The 19279-nt window shown below is 53.5% G+C and carries 22 protein-coding genes; 14 read left to right on the top strand and 8 right to left on the bottom strand.

Annotated features, from left to right (window positions below; all coding sequences use genetic code 11):
- The first annotated feature begins 27 nt into the window (after positions 1-27).
- Together ACXAE6_RS15490 and ACXAE6_RS15485 are read left to right on the top strand one after the other, a co-directional pair.
- Positions 28-1632 (top strand): GGDEF domain-containing response regulator, encoded by a 1605-nt coding sequence (locus ACXAE6_RS15490; protein ID WP_475150527.1) that lies wholly within the window; start codon positions 28-30, stop codon positions 1630-1632.
- A 399-nt stretch (positions 1633-2031) separates the two neighbouring features.
- Entirely contained in the window at positions 2032-3483 is a 1452-nt protein-coding gene (locus ACXAE6_RS15485) for a glyceraldehyde-3-phosphate dehydrogenase (RefSeq protein WP_475150522.1), read from the top strand.
- Positions 3484-3562: 79 nt separating this feature from the next.
- Here ACXAE6_RS15485 and ACXAE6_RS15480 read toward each other — a convergent pair whose 3' ends face one another.
- On the bottom strand, positions 3563-4057 hold the full coding sequence (locus ACXAE6_RS15480; protein WP_475150518.1) for a DoxX family protein: 495 nt from the start codon (positions 4055-4057) through the stop codon (positions 3563-3565).
- A gap of 250 nt (positions 4058-4307) precedes the next feature.
- On the opposite strand from ACXAE6_RS15480, the gene ACXAE6_RS15475 reads away from it, so the two are divergent.
- The 4 genes from ACXAE6_RS15475 (at position 4308) to gltX (ending at position 8305) form a co-directional block, all read left to right on the top strand.
- Complete coding sequence (locus tag ACXAE6_RS15475) at positions 4308-4859, top strand: cysteine hydrolase family protein (protein WP_475150512.1); 552 nt, start codon at positions 4308-4310, stop codon at positions 4857-4859.
- A 61-nt stretch (positions 4860-4920) separates the two neighbouring features.
- Complete coding sequence (locus ACXAE6_RS15470) at positions 4921-5943, top strand: GGDEF domain-containing protein (RefSeq protein WP_475150507.1); 1023 nt, start codon at positions 4921-4923, stop codon at positions 5941-5943.
- Between the two features lie 55 nt (positions 5944-5998).
- Positions 5999-6748, top strand: a complete 750-nt coding sequence (locus ACXAE6_RS15465) for an SDR family oxidoreductase (protein WP_475150504.1) — start codon at positions 5999-6001, stop codon at positions 6746-6748.
- A 63-nt stretch (positions 6749-6811) separates the two neighbouring features.
- A complete protein-coding gene (gene gltX / locus ACXAE6_RS15460; RefSeq protein ID WP_475150494.1) occupies positions 6812-8305 on the top strand; it encodes a glutamate--tRNA ligase in 1494 nt (497 codons plus the stop codon).
- A gap of 79 nt (positions 8306-8384) precedes the next feature.
- Here the strand turns inward: gltX and ACXAE6_RS15455 are convergent, their stop codons facing one another.
- The gene (locus tag ACXAE6_RS15455; protein ID WP_475150490.1) at positions 8385-8849 is read right to left on the bottom strand and encodes a hypothetical protein; all 465 of its coding nucleotides are present in this window, start codon (positions 8847-8849) and stop codon (positions 8385-8387) included.
- Between the two features lie 305 nt (positions 8850-9154).
- Between ACXAE6_RS15455 and ACXAE6_RS15450 the strand changes: the two genes are divergently transcribed.
- The 6 genes from ACXAE6_RS15450 to ACXAE6_RS15425 all read left to right on the top strand — a co-directional run bounded on the left by ACXAE6_RS15450 (position 9155) and on the right by ACXAE6_RS15425 (position 13007).
- Positions 9155-9772 (top strand): hypothetical protein, encoded by a 618-nt coding sequence (locus tag ACXAE6_RS15450; protein WP_475150486.1) that lies wholly within the window; start codon positions 9155-9157, stop codon positions 9770-9772.
- A gap of 104 nt (positions 9773-9876) precedes the next feature.
- Positions 9877-10563, top strand: coding sequence for an ankyrin repeat domain-containing protein (locus ACXAE6_RS15445; RefSeq protein WP_475150480.1), 687 nt, complete (start codon positions 9877-9879; stop codon positions 10561-10563).
- A gap of 66 nt (positions 10564-10629) precedes the next feature.
- On the top strand, positions 10630-11505 hold the full coding sequence (locus ACXAE6_RS15440; RefSeq protein ID WP_475150475.1) for a hypothetical protein: 876 nt from the start codon (positions 10630-10632) through the stop codon (positions 11503-11505).
- 176 nt (positions 11506-11681) lie between these two features.
- Complete coding sequence (locus ACXAE6_RS15435; protein WP_475150470.1) at positions 11682-12116, top strand: hypothetical protein; 435 nt, start codon at positions 11682-11684, stop codon at positions 12114-12116.
- A gap of 27 nt (positions 12117-12143) precedes the next feature.
- Positions 12144-12509 (top strand): cupin domain-containing protein, encoded by a 366-nt coding sequence (locus tag ACXAE6_RS15430; RefSeq protein ID WP_475150465.1) that lies wholly within the window; start codon positions 12144-12146, stop codon positions 12507-12509.
- A 93-nt stretch (positions 12510-12602) separates the two neighbouring features.
- A complete protein-coding gene (locus tag ACXAE6_RS15425) occupies positions 12603-13007 on the top strand; it encodes a GFA family protein (RefSeq protein ID WP_475150463.1) in 405 nt (134 codons plus the stop codon).
- Positions 13008-13020: 13 nt separating this feature from the next.
- Here ACXAE6_RS15425 and ACXAE6_RS15420 read toward each other — a convergent pair whose 3' ends face one another.
- Positions 13021-13695: a DUF4396 domain-containing protein gene (locus ACXAE6_RS15420; RefSeq protein ID WP_475150460.1), complete on the bottom strand. Its 675-nt coding sequence runs from the start codon at positions 13693-13695 to the stop codon at positions 13021-13023.
- 282 nt (positions 13696-13977) lie between these two features.
- Between ACXAE6_RS15420 and ACXAE6_RS15415 the strand changes: the two genes are divergently transcribed.
- On the top strand, positions 13978-14349 hold the full coding sequence (locus tag ACXAE6_RS15415; RefSeq protein ID WP_475150456.1) for a VOC family protein: 372 nt from the start codon (positions 13978-13980) through the stop codon (positions 14347-14349).
- Between the two features lie 114 nt (positions 14350-14463).
- Positions 14464-15135, top strand: a complete 672-nt coding sequence (locus ACXAE6_RS15410; protein WP_475150454.1) for a hypothetical protein — start codon at positions 14464-14466, stop codon at positions 15133-15135.
- Positions 15136-15143: 8 nt separating this feature from the next.
- Here the strand turns inward: ACXAE6_RS15410 and ACXAE6_RS15405 are convergent, their stop codons facing one another.
- The 5 genes from ACXAE6_RS15405 to phnC form a co-directional block, all read right to left on the bottom strand.
- Positions 15144-15953: a DeoR/GlpR family DNA-binding transcription regulator gene (locus tag ACXAE6_RS15405; protein WP_475150451.1), complete on the bottom strand. Its 810-nt coding sequence runs from the start codon at positions 15951-15953 to the stop codon at positions 15144-15146.
- Between the two features lie 36 nt (positions 15954-15989).
- Positions 15990-16784: an HAD-IIB family hydrolase gene (locus ACXAE6_RS15400; protein ID WP_475150448.1), complete on the bottom strand. Its 795-nt coding sequence runs from the start codon at positions 16782-16784 to the stop codon at positions 15990-15992.
- A 66-nt stretch (positions 16785-16850) separates the two neighbouring features.
- Positions 16851-17660, bottom strand: coding sequence for a phosphonate ABC transporter, permease protein PhnE (phnE, locus tag ACXAE6_RS15395; RefSeq protein ID WP_475150446.1), 810 nt, complete (start codon positions 17658-17660; stop codon positions 16851-16853).
- Positions 17654-18472: a phosphonate ABC transporter, permease protein PhnE gene (gene phnE / locus ACXAE6_RS15390; protein ID WP_475150444.1), complete on the bottom strand. Its 819-nt coding sequence runs from the start codon at positions 18470-18472 to the stop codon at positions 17654-17656. Before phnE (ACXAE6_RS15390) ends, phnE (ACXAE6_RS15395) begins: the two co-directional genes overlap by 7 nt.
- The gene (phnC, locus tag ACXAE6_RS15385; RefSeq protein ID WP_475150440.1) at positions 18469-19272 is read right to left on the bottom strand and encodes a phosphonate ABC transporter ATP-binding protein; all 804 of its coding nucleotides are present in this window, start codon (positions 19270-19272) and stop codon (positions 18469-18471) included. The genes phnE (ACXAE6_RS15390) and phnC overlap by 4 nt, the downstream gene beginning before the upstream one ends.
- Positions 19273-19279 lie beyond the last annotated feature (7 nt).

The following is a 19279-nucleotide window of genomic DNA, read 5'->3' as shown; positions in this document are numbered from 1 at the left end:
GAAAGGCAACGGTCCGGCATGACCCAAATGACCGACAAATCCCAGCAACGTGATGAACTGCGGCAGCATTTCAGTCGTCGAGTGCACGACCAGGCGCGGCTGGTGGTCAATGCCTGGCGCAATCTGGATGAAGTGCTGTGGAACCCCGACTGGCACCAGGATTTTCTGCGTCGCTGCGATAAATTGCAGCAGTTGGCGATTCGTTACCAGTCGCAGGAAATGCTCGTCGAGGCGGGGCATCTGCTTGCCTTGCTGGCCGGTACCGGTCCCAAGCAGGCTCCGGCCAGTCACGTTCTGGAAGCCTTAAGCGAACACATTCATCGTCTGGCTGAGCGGTGTTCGCGCCGTGACGACAACGCTGCCGCCTTGAGTATCGATAGCCGCAAACCGGTCTATCTGTGTTGTCATGAATTAGAGCAGGCGCAGAGCCTCAGTCGCCATCTGGAATTTTTTGGCATTCCTTCCCAGATTATCGCCGACCGTGCTGCCTTGATGCTGGCAATTGGCCATCGTCGTCCTGCAGCCTTATTGATGGATGTTGATTTCGATGGCCACGGTCTCGCCGCCGCCAACGAGGTGCAAGAAGCGTCCTCTCCGGCATTACCGGTTTATTTTTATTCGCAACAGCCGCCGGATATAGAGATGCGCCTCGCCGCCGCCCGGGCTCAGGGCGTCGCCTTTCAGGAAGGCACCCTTGATGCTGGCCTGCTGGTCAAGCAACTGAGCACCCTCTACGCCTTCCGCTCCGAGCCGCCTTACCGCGTTTTGATCGTTGAAGACTCACCGGCCCAGGCGTTCTTTGCTGAGCGCTCGTTGAATCAGGCCGGCATGTTGACCCAAGTAGTCAACGAACCGCTGACCATTCTTGATGCGCTGGAGTCTTTTCAGCCCGACGCCATCCTGATGGACATGTATATGCCGCATTGCAGTGGCATCGAACTGGCCCAGGTCATCCGTCAGCAGTGGCGTTACGACGTCGTTCCGATTCTGTATTTGTCGGCCGAGCAGGACACCAGCAAACAACTCGAAGCCATGGCGCAGGGCGGTGACGACTTTCTGACCAAGCCGGTGGAACCCGACATGTTGGTCGCTACGGTGCGCAACCGCTGCCAGCGCAATCGTGGTTTGAAAGAACAGATGATCCGCGACAGCCTGACCGGCCTGCTTGATCACATCAATACACTCGATGTACTCAAGCGCAGTATTGCGCAAGCCCAAGCCGAACAGCGCAACCTTTGTTTCGCGATGATCGACATCGATCACTTCAAAGACGTCAACGATCGCTACGGTCACGCCGTCGGCGACAGCGTCATTCGCAGCCTGGCGCTGTTTCTGCGTCAGCGTTTCCGGCTGACCGACCGCATCGGTCGTTACGGCGGCGAGGAATTCGCTATCGTGCTGCACGACATCGAGCTGGACAAAGCCGGCGAATTACTCGAAGACGTCAGTCAGGGTTTTGCGCAAATTCAGCACGATGCTCAAGGCGAACGCATCCAGGTCACCTTCAGTTGCGGCGTTGCGCAATTGGGTTTTGGTGAGGCCGCCAATGAGCTCAGCAAAGCCGCCGACAGCGCCCTCTACGAAGCCAAAAAAGCCGGCCGTAATACCGTCTGTTTGGCTGATCCACGCTGACAAACCGTCTTTATTGTTGTTGTTCGCTGCTTGCAAACAACTTTCTGCAATATTTTTTGAAAAATTTTTTTTATTATTCAGTTTGAAAGTTACGTAACTTCCTTTCAGCTAAGACTAATGGCGGATTCCAGAAAAACGCCGTTTTATCGGGCTTTCTGGCTAAATTAACACCAGCATGAAATAACCGGCTGAAAGCGGCAAACCGGATTAACCCGGCTTTGGTGTAATAAGTTTTCAAAACCAATCCTGCCCGCTAATAAGGCCAGTAAAATGGCAATAAATGTCTGACAAAGGTGCTCGATAGGCATTCGCTGGCGTCGTTAGAATGGCGCTTAAACCGGTCGCCAGAACCGGCAATAACGACTGCCTATCAACCGGACACCTTAGAGGACTCCTCGCGTGAACCAAGCCGTGATCGACCAGACCCTGCTGCGCTGGCAGGAAAAAGAAGCGCTCGCCGAAGCCATGATTCCCATCATCGGTCGTCTTTACCGCCAGAAGCGGGTGATCACGTCCATCTATGGTCGCCAGATCATCAATCAGTCGGTGATTCAGTTATTGAAAACCCACCGCTTTGTGCGTCAGGTGGAAGGCCACGAACTGTCGGTTAATGAAACCCTGGGCGTGCTCGAACTGCTGAACGAAATGCCACTGGCGCCGGCGCATATTGATGTCGGCAAGTTGGCGCTCAAACATCGTCGTCACGGCAAAGATGTGCCACTGCGTGATTTTCTCAATAGCGAACTGGCTGATCTGCAGGGCAGCGCCATCAACGATGAGAATTCATCACGCGATGTGGTGCTCTATGGCTTTGGTCGCATCGGTCGCTTGCTGGCGCGCATTCTGATTGAAAAAGCCGGCGGCTCACCGCTGCGACTGCGCGCCATCGTGGTTCGTCCGGGTGGCGCGGAAAACGACCTGGTTAAGCGCGCCAGCCTGCTGCGTCGCGATTCCATTCACGGCAGTTTCGAGGGCACCATCAGTGTCGATGCTGAAAACAATTGTCTGGTCGCCAACGGCACCACGATTCAGGTGATTTACGCCAACAACCCGGCCGAGGTTGATTACCAGCGTTATGGCATTCGCGATGCGATTCTGGTCGACAACACCGGTAAATGGCGCGACCGCGAAGGCCTTGGCCAGCACCTGAAATGCGACGGTATCAGTCGCGTCTTGCTGACCGCGCCGGGCAAGGGCGACATCAAAAACATCGTCCATGGCATCAACCATCTAAGCATCACTGAAGACGACACCATCGTCTCCGCCGCCTCCTGCACCACCAACGCCATCACCCCGGTTTTGAAAGCGCTGCACGATCGCTTCGGCATCGAAAATGGCCACGTCGAAACGGTGCATTCTTACACCAACGACCAGAACCTGATCGATAATTATCACAAGGGCGAACGCCGTGGTCGCAGCGCACCGCTGAACATGGTGCTGACCGAAACTGGCGCGGCCAAAGCGGTGGCCAAAGCGCTGCCGGAACTGGACGGTAAGCTGACCGGCAACGCCATTCGGGTACCGACGCCCAACGTATCGATGGCGATTTTGAACCTGAACCTGCAAAGCGACACCAGCAAGGAAGAGCTCAACAACTTCCTGCGCGAAACTTCGCTCTATTCCGAGTTGCACAAACAGGTTGATTACACCCATTCACCGGAAGCGGTATCGTCCGATTTTATCGGCAATCGGAAAACCGGCATCGTCGACAGCGGCGCCACCATCGTCACCGCTAACCGTGCCATTGTTTATGTCTGGTACGACAACGAAGCCGGTTACAGCGCCCAGGTGATTCGCACCGTGCAGGACATGGCCGGCATTCGCTACAGGGTGTATCCGAGCGAAGTCTGAGTCCTGGATCGAAGACACAAAAAAGCCGGCCCTTAACGGCCGGCAAACAGAGGTGAGGCAGTTAGCTCGTTGAGCGTATTCAGGCCGCCGCTTTGTGGCGTCGTTTTTCGATCCAGTTGGCGATGTAGGGCTGTACCCAGTGGTCCAGGCCAATGCGGCCAGCGTTGGCAGCGCCGTAGAGTACGATGAACTCAACGATGATCATGTTCGGGTTGCTGCTGATAGAGCCGCTGAACAGGAAGGCGAAGTTCATCACCAGTCCGAAGAACACGGCCAGCACAGTGAAACAACCGAAAATCAAACCCAGGCCGACAGCGACTTCGCCCCAGGGGATCATGAAGTTAAACAAGCCAGCGTTGGGAATGGCGAATGCATCCAGGAAGGACGCCCACCAGTCCTGCACCATGGGGTGCTCGCCACCGGCTTTGGCGACAGCGCCGCGCAAAAAGCCCGCAGCATCGAAGCCAAAAAGTTTGTGCCAGCCAGCCATCAGCCATTCATAACCGAGCCAGATGCGCAGCACGGCCAAGAGGTAAGAGGCATTGCGGTCTTCTCTAAGCCATTGACCAATCATAGTGATGTCCTCCTTTGTATTCGTGGTTCGGTGGTTGCACTCCCACCGCGTCTGAAACCCTTTCAACAGTAGATTAGCAACAGGTCTGCTAAGACTTCCTGACCTGCGTCAATCGAGTGCAACTTAGCGCAAAATTATTGCAACCCAACTGTGAGCAAACATCGATCCGACCGGCCACGCTAAAGCTTGATTCAGTTGGCGGTTGTCTGTGGGTACACTGGCCGCTGTCTTATCGATAGGTAACTGCGTTATGTCGTCAACGGCACTGCTAATCATCGACGTTCAACAAGGTTTGGATAATCCGGCCTATGGTGAGCGCAACAATCCTCAGGCTGAGTCCCAGATGGCGCGTTTGCTGAGCGCCTGGCGTGAACGTGCCTGGCCGGTCATACACGTGCGCCACGATTCGGTGGAACCCAACTCGCCGCTGCGCCCGGAACTACCTGGCAATGCGATTAAGCCAGAGGTGCTGCCGAACGAAGGCGAGCCACTGTTCACCAAGAGCGTGAATTCCGCCTTTATTGGCACAAAACTGGAAACGCATTTGCGTGAGCAGGGCATTGCGCAATTGGTGATTGTTGGTTTGACCACCGACCACTGCGTATCCACCTCGGTGCGGATGGCTGCCAATCTGGGTTTCAACGTCACTTTGGTCAGCGACGGCACCGCGACTTTTGAACGTACGGCGCCCGACGGCACTCATTTCAGCGCCGAACAAATGCACGGCGTCAACCTGGCCAGTTTGAATGGGGAGTTTTGCCAAGTGTTAACCACTGAGGCGGTTTTGGCTGAAATGGCTTGATACTGTCCGATGGCGGGTGTCTTTGCTAGTCTGAGTTCACGACTTTGCTGCAGATTACGCTATGAATGATGTTGCCCTGTTGGATCGCCTGGCCGATGTGGTGCCGGAGGCCGATCATATCGATAGCCTGGTGCCTGCCTTGCTGGAGTTGCTGCATTCCATCACCGGCCTGGAGTCTACCTACCTGACCCGGGTCGATGAAGCGCATAACACTCAAACTGTGCTGTTTTCCAATAATACCGATGAGCGGCAAATCGCTATTCCTCAGGGCTTGGTTGTGCTCTGGGAGGATTCGCTGTGCAAGCGGGCGCTGGAAGAAGTACGCCCTGCTAGTGAGCACGTTAGTCAGCACTGGAGTGATTCGAAAGTGGCTGCGGAGCTTGGCATCGAAACTTTTGTCAGTCAGGCAGTACATATCGGTGATGGCGAATTCTACGGCACACTCTGTGCGGCGGGTCCTAACAGCCAGCCAGTGTCTGAACAGGCGCAGCGGATGCTGGCGCTATTTAGCCATCTGATTGGCCGTCAGCTCGAACACGACCGGTTGATAGCCCGTCTGCAACATGAAAACCGCGAGTACAGTCATTTTGCGCTGACCGACCCCTTAACCGGCATTCCCAACCGTCGTGCGTTCGACCGTGAATTGAAACGAACCTTAGCGGGCGCACAACGCAACGATGATCAGGTGCATCTGGGCTTTATCGACCTCGACGGTTTTAAGGTGATTAACGACAAACACGGCCACGATGCCGGCGACCGGTTTTTGATTGCACTGGCCAGCAAGTTAAAAGAAGGGCTGCGGGATGGTGACTTTGTGGCCCGCTACGGCGGCGACGAGTTTGTCGTTTTCGGTACCGCGCCGCACGATGTTGATGCCAGCCAGGTACGCAAGATGATTGCCGAACGCCTGAGCCGACTCACCCAGGGACATTTCGACCTTGGTGACCTGACCATCGACTACGCCGGTGCCAGCGTGGGTGTGGTTACAGCACAAGACGACGAACTCGACATCGATGCCTTTGTTGCCCGTGCCGATGCAGCTATGTATCAGCAAAAAACCGCGCGTCGTAAAGCCAACCATTGAACGCCGCCTAAGGCATTTTTTTAATGCGTCCGAAACACTTTAAAGGATAGCCAGCGTGAGCCAACCCATCGCTTTGATCACCGGTGCCAGTCGTGGCATCGGCGCAGCTACGGCGCAACTGCTTGCCCAACGCGGCTATGACCTGGCCATTAACTACCAGCACAACGCCATTGCAGCTAACGAAGTCGTCGCCCAGGCGCACGGTCATGGCGTACGTGCCGTGGCTATCCAGGCCGATGTCAGCCAGGAAAGTGACGTCGTGCAGCTGTTCAAGCGCATTGATGACGAGCTGGGTACGCTCACCGCCCTGGTTAACAATGCTGGCATCGTCCAGCCGCAAACCCGGGTGGAGTGGATCACCGAAGACCGACTCGACTTAATGTTTCGCACCAACGTCAACAGCGCCTTTTTGTGTTGCCGCGAAGCCGTCACGCGGATGGCGACCGACAAAGGCGGGCAGGGCGGCGCCATTGTTAATGTCTCTTCGGCCGCAGCACGTTTGGGCGCGCCCAATGAATATGTCGATTACGCCGCCAGCAAAGCCGCCGTGGATGCACTCACCAAAGGCCTCAGCCTGGAAGTGGCCGCCCAGGGTATTCGCGTGAATGCCGTGCGTCCGGGCTTGATCGAAACCGAGATCCACGCCAGCGGCGGCGAGCCCGACCGGGTTGCGCGCATGGCACCGGCCCTGCCGATGCAGCGTGGTGGCAGCGCCCTGGAAGTGGCCACGGCCATCGCCTGGTTGCTCAGTGACGAAGCTTCCTACATTACTGGCAGTTTTATTGATGCTGCAGGCGGTCGCTGACTTTTTAGTGCCAGGCTGAGCGGCTATAATCGCCGCCTTTGCCCAGCCAAGAGACCGCCCGGCATGACCAAGATTCGTACCCGCATCGCGCCATCCCCCACCGGCGACCCGCACGTCGGCACCGCCTACATTGCACTCTTTAACCGCGCCTTCGCCAAAAGCCAGGGCGGCGAGTTTATTCTGCGCATCGAAGACACCGACCAGACGCGTTCCACCCCGGAAAGTGAAGCCGCCATCCTGAAATCCCTGGCCTGGCTCGGCCTCGACTGGGACGAAGGCCCGGACAAAGGCGGCGAATACGGCCCCTACCGCCAAAGCGAACGCAAAGCCATCTACGGCGATTACGCCAAACAGCTGGTCGATGAAGGCTACGCCTTCCATTGTTTCTGCTCCGCCGAACGCCTCGACGCCATGCGCCTCGAACGTCAGGCCGAAGGCCTGGCCGGTTACGACGGCCACTGTATGCACCTGGACCCGACCGACGTAAAAAGCCGATTGCACGCCGGCGAGAAATCCGTCATCCGCATGAAAGTGCCGGAAGAGGGCGTGTGCGTGGTGGAAGACGAACTGCGTGGCCAAATCGAAATCGACTGGAAACAGATCGACATGCAAGTGCTGCTGAAAAGTGACGGCATGCCGACCTACCACCTGGCCTGCGTAGTCGACGACCACCTGATGGAAATCAGCCACGTACTGCGCGGTGAAGAATGGATTTCCTCCACGCCGAAACAAATTTTGTTGTATCAATATTTCGGCTGGCAACCGCCGTTGTTTTGCCATCTGCCGCTGCTGCGTAACGCCGATAAATCGAAACTCAGCAAACGCAAAAACCCGACCTCGATCGACTACTACCACTCGGTCGGCATCCTGCCCGAAGCACTGATCAACTTCCTCGGTATGATGGGTTGGACCATGCCCAATGGCGAAGAAAAATTCACCCAGAGCGAGATGATCGACAACTTCGATCACAAACGCATCAGCCTCGGCGGCCCGGTATTCGACCCGGAAAAACTCGACTGGCTCAATGGTCGTTACATCCGTGAAGATTTAAGCGCCGAACAACTGATGCAGCGCCTGCTGGATTGGAAATTTAACCGCAGCTTTGTGGAAAGTTTCCTGCCGTTGGTACAGCAACGCATCGAACGCCTAAGCGACGCCGCACCGCTGGCCATGTTCTTCTTCCAGGGTGTTCCCAACCTTACCGGCGAGAGTTTCGAAAGCGTCAAACTCGACGAAGAAGAACTGAAGAAAACCCTGCAACTGGTGCTGTGGAAACTGGAAACCCAACGCCACTGGGAAAAAGACAACATCATGGCCGACGTCAAAGCCGTCGCCGAACACCAGGGCCTGAAAATGCGCGACCTGATGGCACCGCTGTTTATCGCCATCACCGGTTCCCCAGCTTCGGTTTCAGTGCTCGACGCCATGTCCATCCTAGGCCCGGACTTAACTCGAGGCCGCCTGCGCCATGCCATCGAAGTACTGGGTGGCCTGGGTAAGAAAAAGCTGAAGAGCCTGGAAAAGGAATTTCAGCAGATCGCGGCGTTTTTGGATTAACAGCACCGCTGAAGTTTTCAGGTTAGATAAAAAACCGACCATAGTGGTCGGTTTTTTTTTGTTGGTCAATGATAGGTGGTTAGTCTGCTTTGACGCTGCTTTCTTCCTGCTTGTCTGCAGGTAATTTAATGACATCAAAAACAGCGAGCAGTAAAGCCGTCGCAGCTAGTAATGTCAGCCAAGAACCAATGGCCATACCTTGGATAATGTTGCTACCGCCCTGAGTAAAACCATAAACAAGGAAAAGGAATGGCACAACACCGGCCACAATCGCAGCCACACGACTGTTCTTCTGATAAGCATTTAAGATGACCGTGAGTACAGCAAAAATGGGAATCAGATAGACCAAATAGAAGAAGTACAGTGATGGATCTGGGCTGCCAGGTTGGTTACCTAATGCAGCGAATTGATTCAGCCCCTGAGACAGTTCCACAATTTCGTATCCGGAGAACGAAAGAAAACCGCCGATATTGATCCAGGGAAGAAAAAAGGCGATCACTAATATAACCGCAAAGACATTCTCGGCTCTTTGCATGAGCTTCATTATTGTTACTCCAGTTCTAGGTAAAGAAAATCCAGTTTGAGCTTCTACAGCAGACTTAAATCCTGTTTGCCAACCTGATTATGCCGTGCAGCATACTGAAGGCTTGGAAGAGAATTCCCTGTCTTCAATAAGAGTGCAACTTGATAGGTGCATATCTGTCCGCTTTTCGCTGGCCAGAATGCGTTTCCTGCTATATTTATGTCACTGGATTTACTGGCACACCATCGTTACCGAGGTAAGCTTGGCCCGCTAAGCGCCGTTCCCGGCCCGTTATTTCCCCAAGAACCATGCTGTATGAGGGACTCATGAACATCTCGAAATTAGCGCTTTCCCTGTTTGTTATTGTATTTGCGGCTGGCTGTGCCACTCGCTCCGCGAATAATATGACCACCACCACCTTCAAAGATGGCGTGCGTGAAACCACCCACTACTCCAAATACTACGGTTCGGTCAGTTGGGTGATTGAAGGGGAAGTTGGGGTGGAAGTCTGGCTGGATCACGATAAGAAAGTCAGCGCGTTTTACTCGTTGCAGCAGTCGATGGGCTGGTTAGGCCCAAGTGACTTGGAAGCGAAGGCGCTGGTCACGGGTTATCTGGTGAATTTGACTGATACGCCACGGCAGGTGACCGATTTTAAAGTCATTTACGGCAGGGGCCTTGCTACCTTGGAAGCAGAAGAAGCTGTGATTGAGCTCAACCCCCATACCGTCACCCGAGTGTTGCCCGGCACCTTTACTATTATGAACTACCGAACTCAAATTCCTGTGACTGCGGAATTTGTACTTGATGGGACGAGCTATTCCATTCCACTAAGTGCTGAGCGGCTCACGATAGAAGAAGTATCCAGCCCGCGTATCGATTTCCCATGGTTTAAACCACCGTACTATCCGTTTGATCCGCCGCTTACAAACAGTAATTTTTAAGCAGTATGTGCAGTGTGTTCCAGCTTCTCTGTGCTGGAACACTTTACCCACCCAGTGTTGTAGGCACGGCCCTAGTTGCTGGCCTGAAGTAAAGGGAACCTTCGATGTATAAATCGCTTATCGCTGTCATAGTGCTATCCGGTCTTTTACTCGGTTGCGCTATGTCACCCACCCGCCAAATGGAACATAGACAAGAGCTTTTCACCGCTATCAGAAATCACGACTTAGCCGCGGTAAAAACCATTGTTGAAGCGGGCGATGTAGATTTGGACCCGCCATACCAGCCCAACCAGATCAACAAGGCACTCGCCTATGCGACCATCTTTGGCAATCTGGAGATTGTTCAATATATCCTTGCTCAGGGCGTGGAAATTGATGGACGTGTGTCCTATTACGGAACGGCGTTGTTGCGCGCCTCCGAAATGGGTCATTACGACATGGCTGAGTTTCTGATTCGCTCGGGTGCGGATGTGAATGCAGCCAACGCCTTTGGTTTTTCTGCAGTCGTGGGTTATTCGGCGACATGTAATACGCAGATGCTGGCTATGGCGCTGGAATACGGTGGCGACATCGATAAGGCCCATGTGATGACGGTTTCCAATGCCTATGGCGTGTTGGCCTACAACCCCATTCAATGGGCGGTTCGCGAAGGCAATATGGAGTGTGTTCAGTTTCTGGTGGAGCATGGTGCTGACCTCAACGTTATCTCCAGAGATAACGAAACCTTGTTGGAGATAGCAAACAGTCAGGGGCACGACGACATCAGTGCCTACCTGGGCCGCCAATACTGATAGCTGCTGAGACCTGGCTCAGCGCCAACTGGGCGTTGTTAAGTTGTAGAAGCATAAGGATGCAGTATGAACAGAGAAGAAGCCGTACGAGCCACCAGACGTGGTGCTATTGCTGCCGTCATATCAGGAACGATATCGCTCTTCATTGTTTTAATCGCGCTAGCGACCGATGCCGGAGGCCAGTTTTCAGTATGGAACAATGCGCTTAATCTGATTGATGTCGTACTTGTCTTTTTTGTTGCCTTTGGCATCTATAAAAAATCAAGATACGCCGCTGTCTTTATGTTCATTTATTTTATATCTGCAAAGTTTTATTTAGGATTTGAGACAAATAACTTCAATGCCGTGGCCAGTTTATTCACTCTGATTTTTCTTTATTACTTTGGCAATGCGATCCGAGGCAGTTTTGTTTTTAAAAGGATCGAGAAAGAAGTAAATCCAGATTACAAGAAAACTGCCAAATGGTTCTACTTCACGATCATTCCCGGTACGGTGATTATTATTGCGGCTATGACTTTTGTAATGATGACGGTCACGGGCGTGTTGCCATCGACGAGGGTGCAAGCGGAGCGGGATATTTCAGCCAAGGATGAATCTGTATTAGTGGCTAATAATATTCTGCAAGCTGGCGAAAACATGGAGTACTTCTATTCCTTCGGGGTCGCATCCATTCTGCAAGGCGGTACCTTTCTTTCTCAATCTCGGGTAGCACTCTACCTACCCGATGACAATCAGCAAAGTTTTCAGGTCTACTCGATTCGTTATATCGACATTACCAAGATTGAGCTGGTCGAGGCGGGGAGCAGTATTAAAGACAGTCTTTATCGAATTGAAGGCAGAAATGGGCAATGGATACAGATTGCTCTATCAACCGAGCAGAAAGGTGATCGTGCCTTCATTGAAACATTACGAGCCAGAGTGAGTGATGCCAAAGCATTTTGATGGTGCGCTTTATCAGCGCTGTAAAATCAAGTTGGCATTCTACAATGATCAACAATGAAGGCTGTCTGTTAGGGTATTGGACAGGTATTCGCTACAAAACCAAGGTTAATGTCCTTATGAAAAAACCGTTTATGGTTCTTTTTATATTGTTCTCTCCGCTTGTCTCAGCTGACGACATGCCAAGCTGGGATGTCATCTTCCCCCCGGCCCACAACTGGCATGTTGGCTATGAACGCGAGCAAGCCGATCAGTATATTATCGAGTGGGTTCGTGATGATGAAAGCGTTGAAGACTGGAGTGAATTGATCACCTTTATGTATCAGCAAATACCTCAGTCGATGTACAACGGAGTCGTTAACGAGATATTGGCGGGCCTGCAACAAGACTGTCCGTCCTTTGGTGCTGAGTTGCTCGAGAAAGCCGATTACAACATCACCATCGAATGGTGGGATGATGGCTGTGGCGGCTGGCCGGCGCAGCGTGTGGTGGTTAAATACGTCTACGCCGGCAGTGGTTTCCTTAGTCTGCAATACGCGCACTACGTGAATCGTACACAACCGGAAATGGAGCACTGGCGTGCCTTTGTCTTGAATGCTGAGCCGACGGAATAAAGCGATATTTTCGTAATAGGAGCTGAGATGACCTATCAAGCCATTAACTTTCAACAAAAGCTTAAGCTGTTCAGCGAGCATTGGTCACCCAAAGTGATTGCTCAGATGAACGATTACCAGTTCAAAGTGGTCAAAGTCGCAGGTGACTTTGTCTGGCACGATCATAAAGAGACGGATGAAACTTTTATTGTGTTGGAAGGTGAGCTGCGCATTGATTTTCGCGATGGGTATGTTGTCCTGAAAGAAGGCGAGATGTATGTGATCTCCAAAGGCGTTGAGCACAAACCCTATGCAGAGCGTGAAGCCAAGATATTAATTATCGAGCCGACTGGCGTTGTGAATACCGGCGAGGAACAATCGGATAAGACTGCAGAGGGTGATGTTTGGATTTAACGGCTCAATACGACTTTTCATAACATCATCTTGTTGAGCCTGCTGTAAATAGGGGTCACTATTGTTAAATAGCGATAATAAAGGGTCCCGCTGATGAACACCCAAGGCTCCTGCCTGTGCAATCAAGTTCGCTTTACGCTGGAAGGCGAATTCAAACACTTCTTCTTTTGCCATTGTCATTACTGCCAGAAAGGCACGGGCTCGGCGCATGCGTCCAACCTCTTTGCCAGTCCGGCCTCGGTGACCTGGTTGTCCGGTGAACAACTGATAAAAACCTATAATCTGCCGGATACGCGCCATACGCGCTCCTTTTGCAGCCATTGTGGTTCGCCGGTACCGACGGTGATGAAGGAAGGGCGGATGGTGCTCGTTCCTGCTGGTTGTCTGGATGACTCAGTCGATACGGCGCCGACTGCCCATCTGTTTATGGCCAGCCGGGCTAATTGGGAAGATGGCATAACCGTCGCGCCCAAGCTCGACGGTTATCCTGAGAAATAAGCAGCGCCAATACTCAATGAGCGTGTTGGGCGTGCTCTTCTCTTGGGTCGCCCATGCCACCCTTGATGCCGTAATGAATCAGTAGAATGTTCGCTGGCCAGGCTGCAAACAGGCCGAGGCTGAGCGAGATATAGAGTGAACTCCAGAACTGGGCGTCGCTCATGCCGGCTTGTCCACCCAGGTAAATATCTGTCGTGATTGCCACGGCCTCCATCACGGTGATGCTGATGGTTTCGGCAAAGAAAGCGCCTTTGAGGGCTTCTCGGAATGCCATACCGCTTTGCATCATCGGTCCGATGTTAAGCGCGAAGCCAAAAATGTAAGCCAGTGCAAAGGTGATGATGGCGGCAGGGATGTTACCTAATGCAAACAGGCCGACCGAAATAATCACACCAACAATCTCGCCGATGCCACAGCCGGAATAACAGTGCGCCACCGAGCGCAGACCCTTGCGGGCAAGACTGTCGGTAGCGATTTGTTTGCGTCCGGAATAGCGATAACACAGTAGACCGATGGGGCCGGAATAGAGCACGGTCAGCGCCCAGACCCATTGCATCATTGAAGGGATATGGCGGTTGCTGTGGCGAAGATCATAGAGCACCCAGCCCAGGCAGGCGGCGACCAGCACTAACCAAAGGCTGAGCCCAGTCCAGTTATCCAATACCGATTGAATCTGTTCGAGGTCCATAGAACATTACCCTTGTCGTTGGGTGGCAATATCAATAAGTGCTGGTAGAGGTTGACTCGGCAAGAGGTTTTTCAACCCTGACATGGCATTTCTGAGCGCCAGGTGGCAGTATGGCGGAGCAGGTAGCAATCACCTGCGTTCCAATAGACCAATAGAAGGAGGTGTTTATGCGCATTGTTAAGCCGATTGTTGATCAGGCGTCGACCCAGGTGGCAGCAACCCAGGGGTTGGCGACTCAGCTTTGGAATACCAATTCGCATAAATCTGAAAGAGAGATCCAAGATGATCACTTACCTGACTATTGGCACCAACGACTTGGCGAAAGCCACAGCTTTTTTTGATCAACTCTTTGCCGCCCTGTCGGCAAAACGGGCTTACCAAACGGATCGACTGGTGGCCTGGCAGTTTGGCGATAAAGCGCCGTTATTGATTGTCAACGAACCCTTCGATGAGGCGCCGGCCACCGTGGGCAACGGCAGTATGGTGGCCTTGCAGACGGACAGCCCGGAGATGGTTGATCGGATGCATGCCTTAGCTTTGTCACTGGGCGCGACCGATGAAGGAATGCCAGGCTACCGAGGTAAGCAGTTCTACGGCGGCTATTTCCGTGATCTGGACGGCAATAAATTTAATTTCCATCACATCCGTTTTTAAATAATATTCCCGGCTCCTCTAGCGAGCCGGGCATTTCGGCAGGGACGCTGAGGTGTATAAAGCTGAATACTGTCTAATACAGTTGTCGATTATCGATTGCAGCCAGGAGGCGTTATGAACAGGGAAAATCACCAGAAAGAAATTGACCACCATGTGTTGCGACTGATTGTCGGTTTGATCGCCTTGCTGCTGCCGCTATTGGTTATCTTACTGACCACCGGCAATCCGCTCGGCTCCATTAGCGCTTCCTACCATGACGATGGCGCGGCCAGAGATGTGTTTGTCGGTTCACTCTTTGCCATGGCGGCGTTTTTATTTGCTTATAATGGTGACCATGCCAGGCAATCCATTCTTAGTAAGCTAGCTGCAGTCAGTGCCGTATGCATTGCGTTATTTCCGACGGCGGGTGTCAGCGCCCCCGACACTTTAGCGACCTGGGTTGGGGTCGTGCATTACCTCGCCGCTGCGGTGTTGTTCGCGGTTCTGGCGTATTTTTGCTGGTCGTTCAGCTGCAGTGCAAAAAATAAAGGTGGCACCTACCGTGAGGCCGGTTTTCGCAGCCTGATTTATCGTGTCTGTCTGGTTGGTATCTGCCTAGCTATTGTTTTCATGCTCGCTTATCTGGGGTTTGAGGATTACCTGGACGAGCACTTTCCGCGTTATATCTTCTTCTTCGAATGGTTGGGTTTGCTGGCTTTTGGTATTGCTTGGCTGGTTGCCAGTCGAATTATCCCGGTTATTACCCATCGCAACGAGCGGCTGAAGCTGACGGCGATGATGAAGTAGTCGTGCTGTTATGACAGGCTGGTAGCGGAAACCGAATCGTCCTGATCAACGTCGTCGCTGGCCTGACCCGATTCAATGATTTCGATGGAGTCGGGCAGGGCGATGCGTTTTTGTTCGGGCAGAACATCGGTGTAAAAACGATCGACGTATTTGAATGAAGCCACTTTGCAGTGTGAGTTCAGGGTCCACTTGCTATTGTCGGCTACCAGTATTCGCGAGCGCGTGTTAGCGATGATGGCACGGCTGACTTCGGCTTCGCGAATGTCGTAATCCATCAGGCCGTTTTTCAAGTCCATGCTGCCGGTGCTGATGATGCCGAAGTCGGTAATAAAGGAGCTGAAAAAGTTGGTGACTTCGGGGCCGACCACATCGTGATCCTTGTGTCGGTATTGGCCGCCGGAGACGATGACTTCGATGCCGGAATTACTCGATAACGCCGACGCTACACTGAGGTTATTGGTGAGAATACGCAGCGATTGATGATGCGTCAGCGCCTGGGCCACCCATTCGATGGTGCTGCCAACACCGAGGCTGACGGTGGAACCTTCGGGAATGTCGGCCGCCAGCCGCGCTGCCATTAAGCGTTTGGTTTGCTCGTTGCGAACCAGACCATCGCCCGGTGCCGGATTAACCGCAGTCGTCGGTAAGCTGACTCCGCCATAGCGGCGACGCAATAAACCCTGTTCGCACAGCTTGTTGATATCACGACGAACGGTTTGGGTGGTCACGCCAAAACGCTGGGCGATGTCTTCAACTTCGACATGCTTTTGCTCATGCACCCATTGCAGAATGCTGTGCTGTCGTTCTTTGGCGCTCATTGAATCCGGTACACGATCAGTTGGTCCATCCTGGTATTAAGCGAGTTGGCTGGGTACGGCGGCACGCTGTTGCAACCAGACGTCCACCATTTCAGCGAAACCCAGGCCCGAAGGCTGGTCGGCAATAGCCGTTGGTTGATGCGTCATCGTCGGCAGATGTTTGCGAATATTGGCCACGCCGATGCTCAGTGGAAAATCGCGGAACATGCATTCATCGTTGGGTGCGTCGCCAATAAAGACAGCACGCTGTTGCAGTGTTTGTCTATCCAGACCAAGCAATTCACGACCGACTCGCATCGCCATCGTCGCCTTGTCGAAATCGCCGCGCCAAACGTTCAGATGAATCGAACTTTGCCGGACATTAAAGCCACACGCCAGCAGCGCGTCGCGCACCCGTGTCACCTGTTCCGGACTCAGTGATTGCTGCTGGTTGTAGTCCAGCGCCACATCGACGTAACGAAACGCCTGATCGCTGGCGAGCTTCACTTCAAAGCCTAAGTCCAACGCCGCTATTTCGGCCAGAATGGCAGATTGATCATGTCGGTGTGATGACGCTTTATCCCAGAACTGCCAGACAACGGTCTGGGCCCCAGAGCGCGACGCATAAAAAGCGCCGCCTTCGCCAATCACCGCCGTAACCGGCCAGGTGCGGATAATCTGATCACACCAACCGGCGCAACCACCGGTGACCGGAATTACCTGAATGCCAGCCTCGGCCAGACGGCAAATCGCTACATAGGTTTCTGGTAACAGTCGGCCCTGGGTGGTCAGGGTATCGTCGACATCGGTAAACAAAATGTCGGCGTCGGCGAGATTGATAGTATTCAACATCGTTACGGCTTTCCAATTTATGATTTGGCGCTGATCACTCGTTACCACGAGTGATCAGCGCCAGGGTCAAATCACCTTCTTGCGCAGCGCGCTGGTGATCGATTCGCCCAAGACAACCAGCACCACAATGGCCAGCAAAATGGTGGCGACGGTCTGCCAGGCGAACAGATCGATCGAACCTTGCAGCAACACGCCGATGCCGCCAGCGCCGACCAGACCGAGCACCGTGGATTCACGGATGTTGATGTCCCAGCGCAAAATAATGATGGCGAAAAATGCCGGCATTACCTGAGGCACAATGGCGTAGAGCACCACCTTCATCTTGCTGGCACCGGTCGCTTCCATGGCTTCCACCGGGCGACGGTCAATTTCCTCAATGGCTTCACCCATCAATTTGCCGATAAAACCGATGGAGCGGAACATCACCGCCAGAATACCGGCCAGCACGCCCGGACCAAAAATGGCCACAAACAGCAGCGCCCAGATAATGGTGTTAACTGACCGGCTCGACACCAGAATAAAACGACCCAACCAGAGCGTGGCTTTGTTCGGTGTGGTGTTTTGCGCGGCAATATAAGACACCGGCAAGGCAATAAAGATGGTTAACGCCGTGGACAGCGTGGCGATATGAACAGTCTCCAGCATGGCGCGGAAGATCTCGTTCCAGGTGTTGAAGGCCGGCGGCCACATGCGCACCGCCAGACTCTGAATCTGGTTCGGCGCGTCCCACACCCAGGGCCAGAAAATATCGATGTCCTGGAGTGCCCAGACCACCGCAATCAAGGTGGCGAGATAAACGGCGTAGCGGGTGAATTGTTGTTTGCGGCTGTAGCGTGACCAGACGCGATCCGCCAGCGTTGCAGCTTGATCTACCATACTTTTTTCCTCACCCAGCCGCTGATGGCTTCACTGATCAAAATGATGCCGATGATCATCAGCAAGATGGCAAACGCGAAATCGTAATCGTAACGGCCGAAGGCATTCATCAGGGTGCCGCCGATGCCACCGGCGCCGACAATGCCAACCACCGCCGAAGCGCGCAGATTACTGTCGAGCTGATACATGGCCAGGCCGATTTGACGCGGCATGATTTGCGGGAAAATTCCGTAGATCAGCATCTTTAAATAACCAGCGCCGACCGAGCGCATGGCTTCCACCTGGCCCCAGTCGATCTCTTCGATTTCTTCGGCCAGTAACTTGGCGACAAAACCAATCGAATAGAGCGTTAGCGTCAGAATGCCCGCCAAAGGACCAAAGCCGACAGCGGCAACAAACAAGATGGCGACGATGACCGGATGGAAACTGCGCGACACGATGATCAGCGTGCGGCCGATTAAATAGACCGGCAGGGGCGCCACATTGCGCGCGGCCATCACCGCGATCGGCAACGATAAAGAGACGCCCAGCAGCGTTGCTAAAAAGGCGATCTGGAAACTTTCTTTAAAGCCGGTCCAGAGCAATCCACCGCGTTCAAAACTTGGCGGGAAAGCGCCACCAAAAATTCGACCGGCACGAGGCAGACCTTCGGCAATGCGTTCCCAGTCGAACGGCAAGGTGGCAAAAGCCCAGTACAGATAGCAGAAAGTAACGGCAATCAAGCCATAGCGCACCCAGGGATTGGCGATAAAGGGTGGCTTTTTCCAGACCCGATTGGGCGCGCCGCGGGCTGCCGTTTTCAGGTCAGTCATACCAAGGCTCCCTCGGTCTGATCGTCGGCGGAATCGGACTCGCTGTTGTCTTCATCAGGCGATTCAATGCCGCCGTAGATGGCATCCAAAGCGTCCTGATTAAAATCTTTGGGCGCACCATCAAAAATCATCTGGCCATGACGCATACCGACAATGCGGTCGGTGTACATCCGCGCCTGCGTTACGTTATGAATATTGATCAACACCGGCAGTGACATTTCACTGGCCAGACGTTGCAGCAGACTCATAATTTGTTGCGAGGTTTTCGGGTCGAGTGAAGCGGTTGGTTCGTCGGCCAATAGAATCTCTGGCTCTTGCATCAAGGCGCGTACTACTGCAACCCGCTGACGTTCCCCACCGGACAATTGATCGGCGCGTTTATCGGCGTAATGGGCAATACCAACACGCTCCATCAGGTGAAAAGCGCGGTTGATATCGGCTTGCGGAAAACGCCGCGTCAGCGCCTGAAAAAACGACACATAACCGAGACGACCGGACAGCACGTTTTCCATTACTGTTAAACGATCAATCAGGTTGAAGCCCTGAAACACCATGCCGATGCGCCGGCGCGAGTGACGTAATTCGCTGCCGCGCAGATTGACCAACTCCTTGCCGTTGAGTTTGATTGAACCCGAGGTCGGTTCGACCAATCGATTGATGCAGCGCAGCAAGGTGCTTTTACCCGCGCCCGAGGCGCCAACGATGGACACCACGCTGCTGCCGTCGACCTTCAAATCGAGACCTTTCAGCACAGGGTCGTTGTGCCCGTAGCGCTTGACGAGGTTGCTAATTTCTAACATCTGATTC

This window comes from Saccharospirillum sp. ABV4_185, from assembly GCF_056159245.1.
This window is presented reverse-complemented; position numbering and strand designations above follow the sequence as displayed.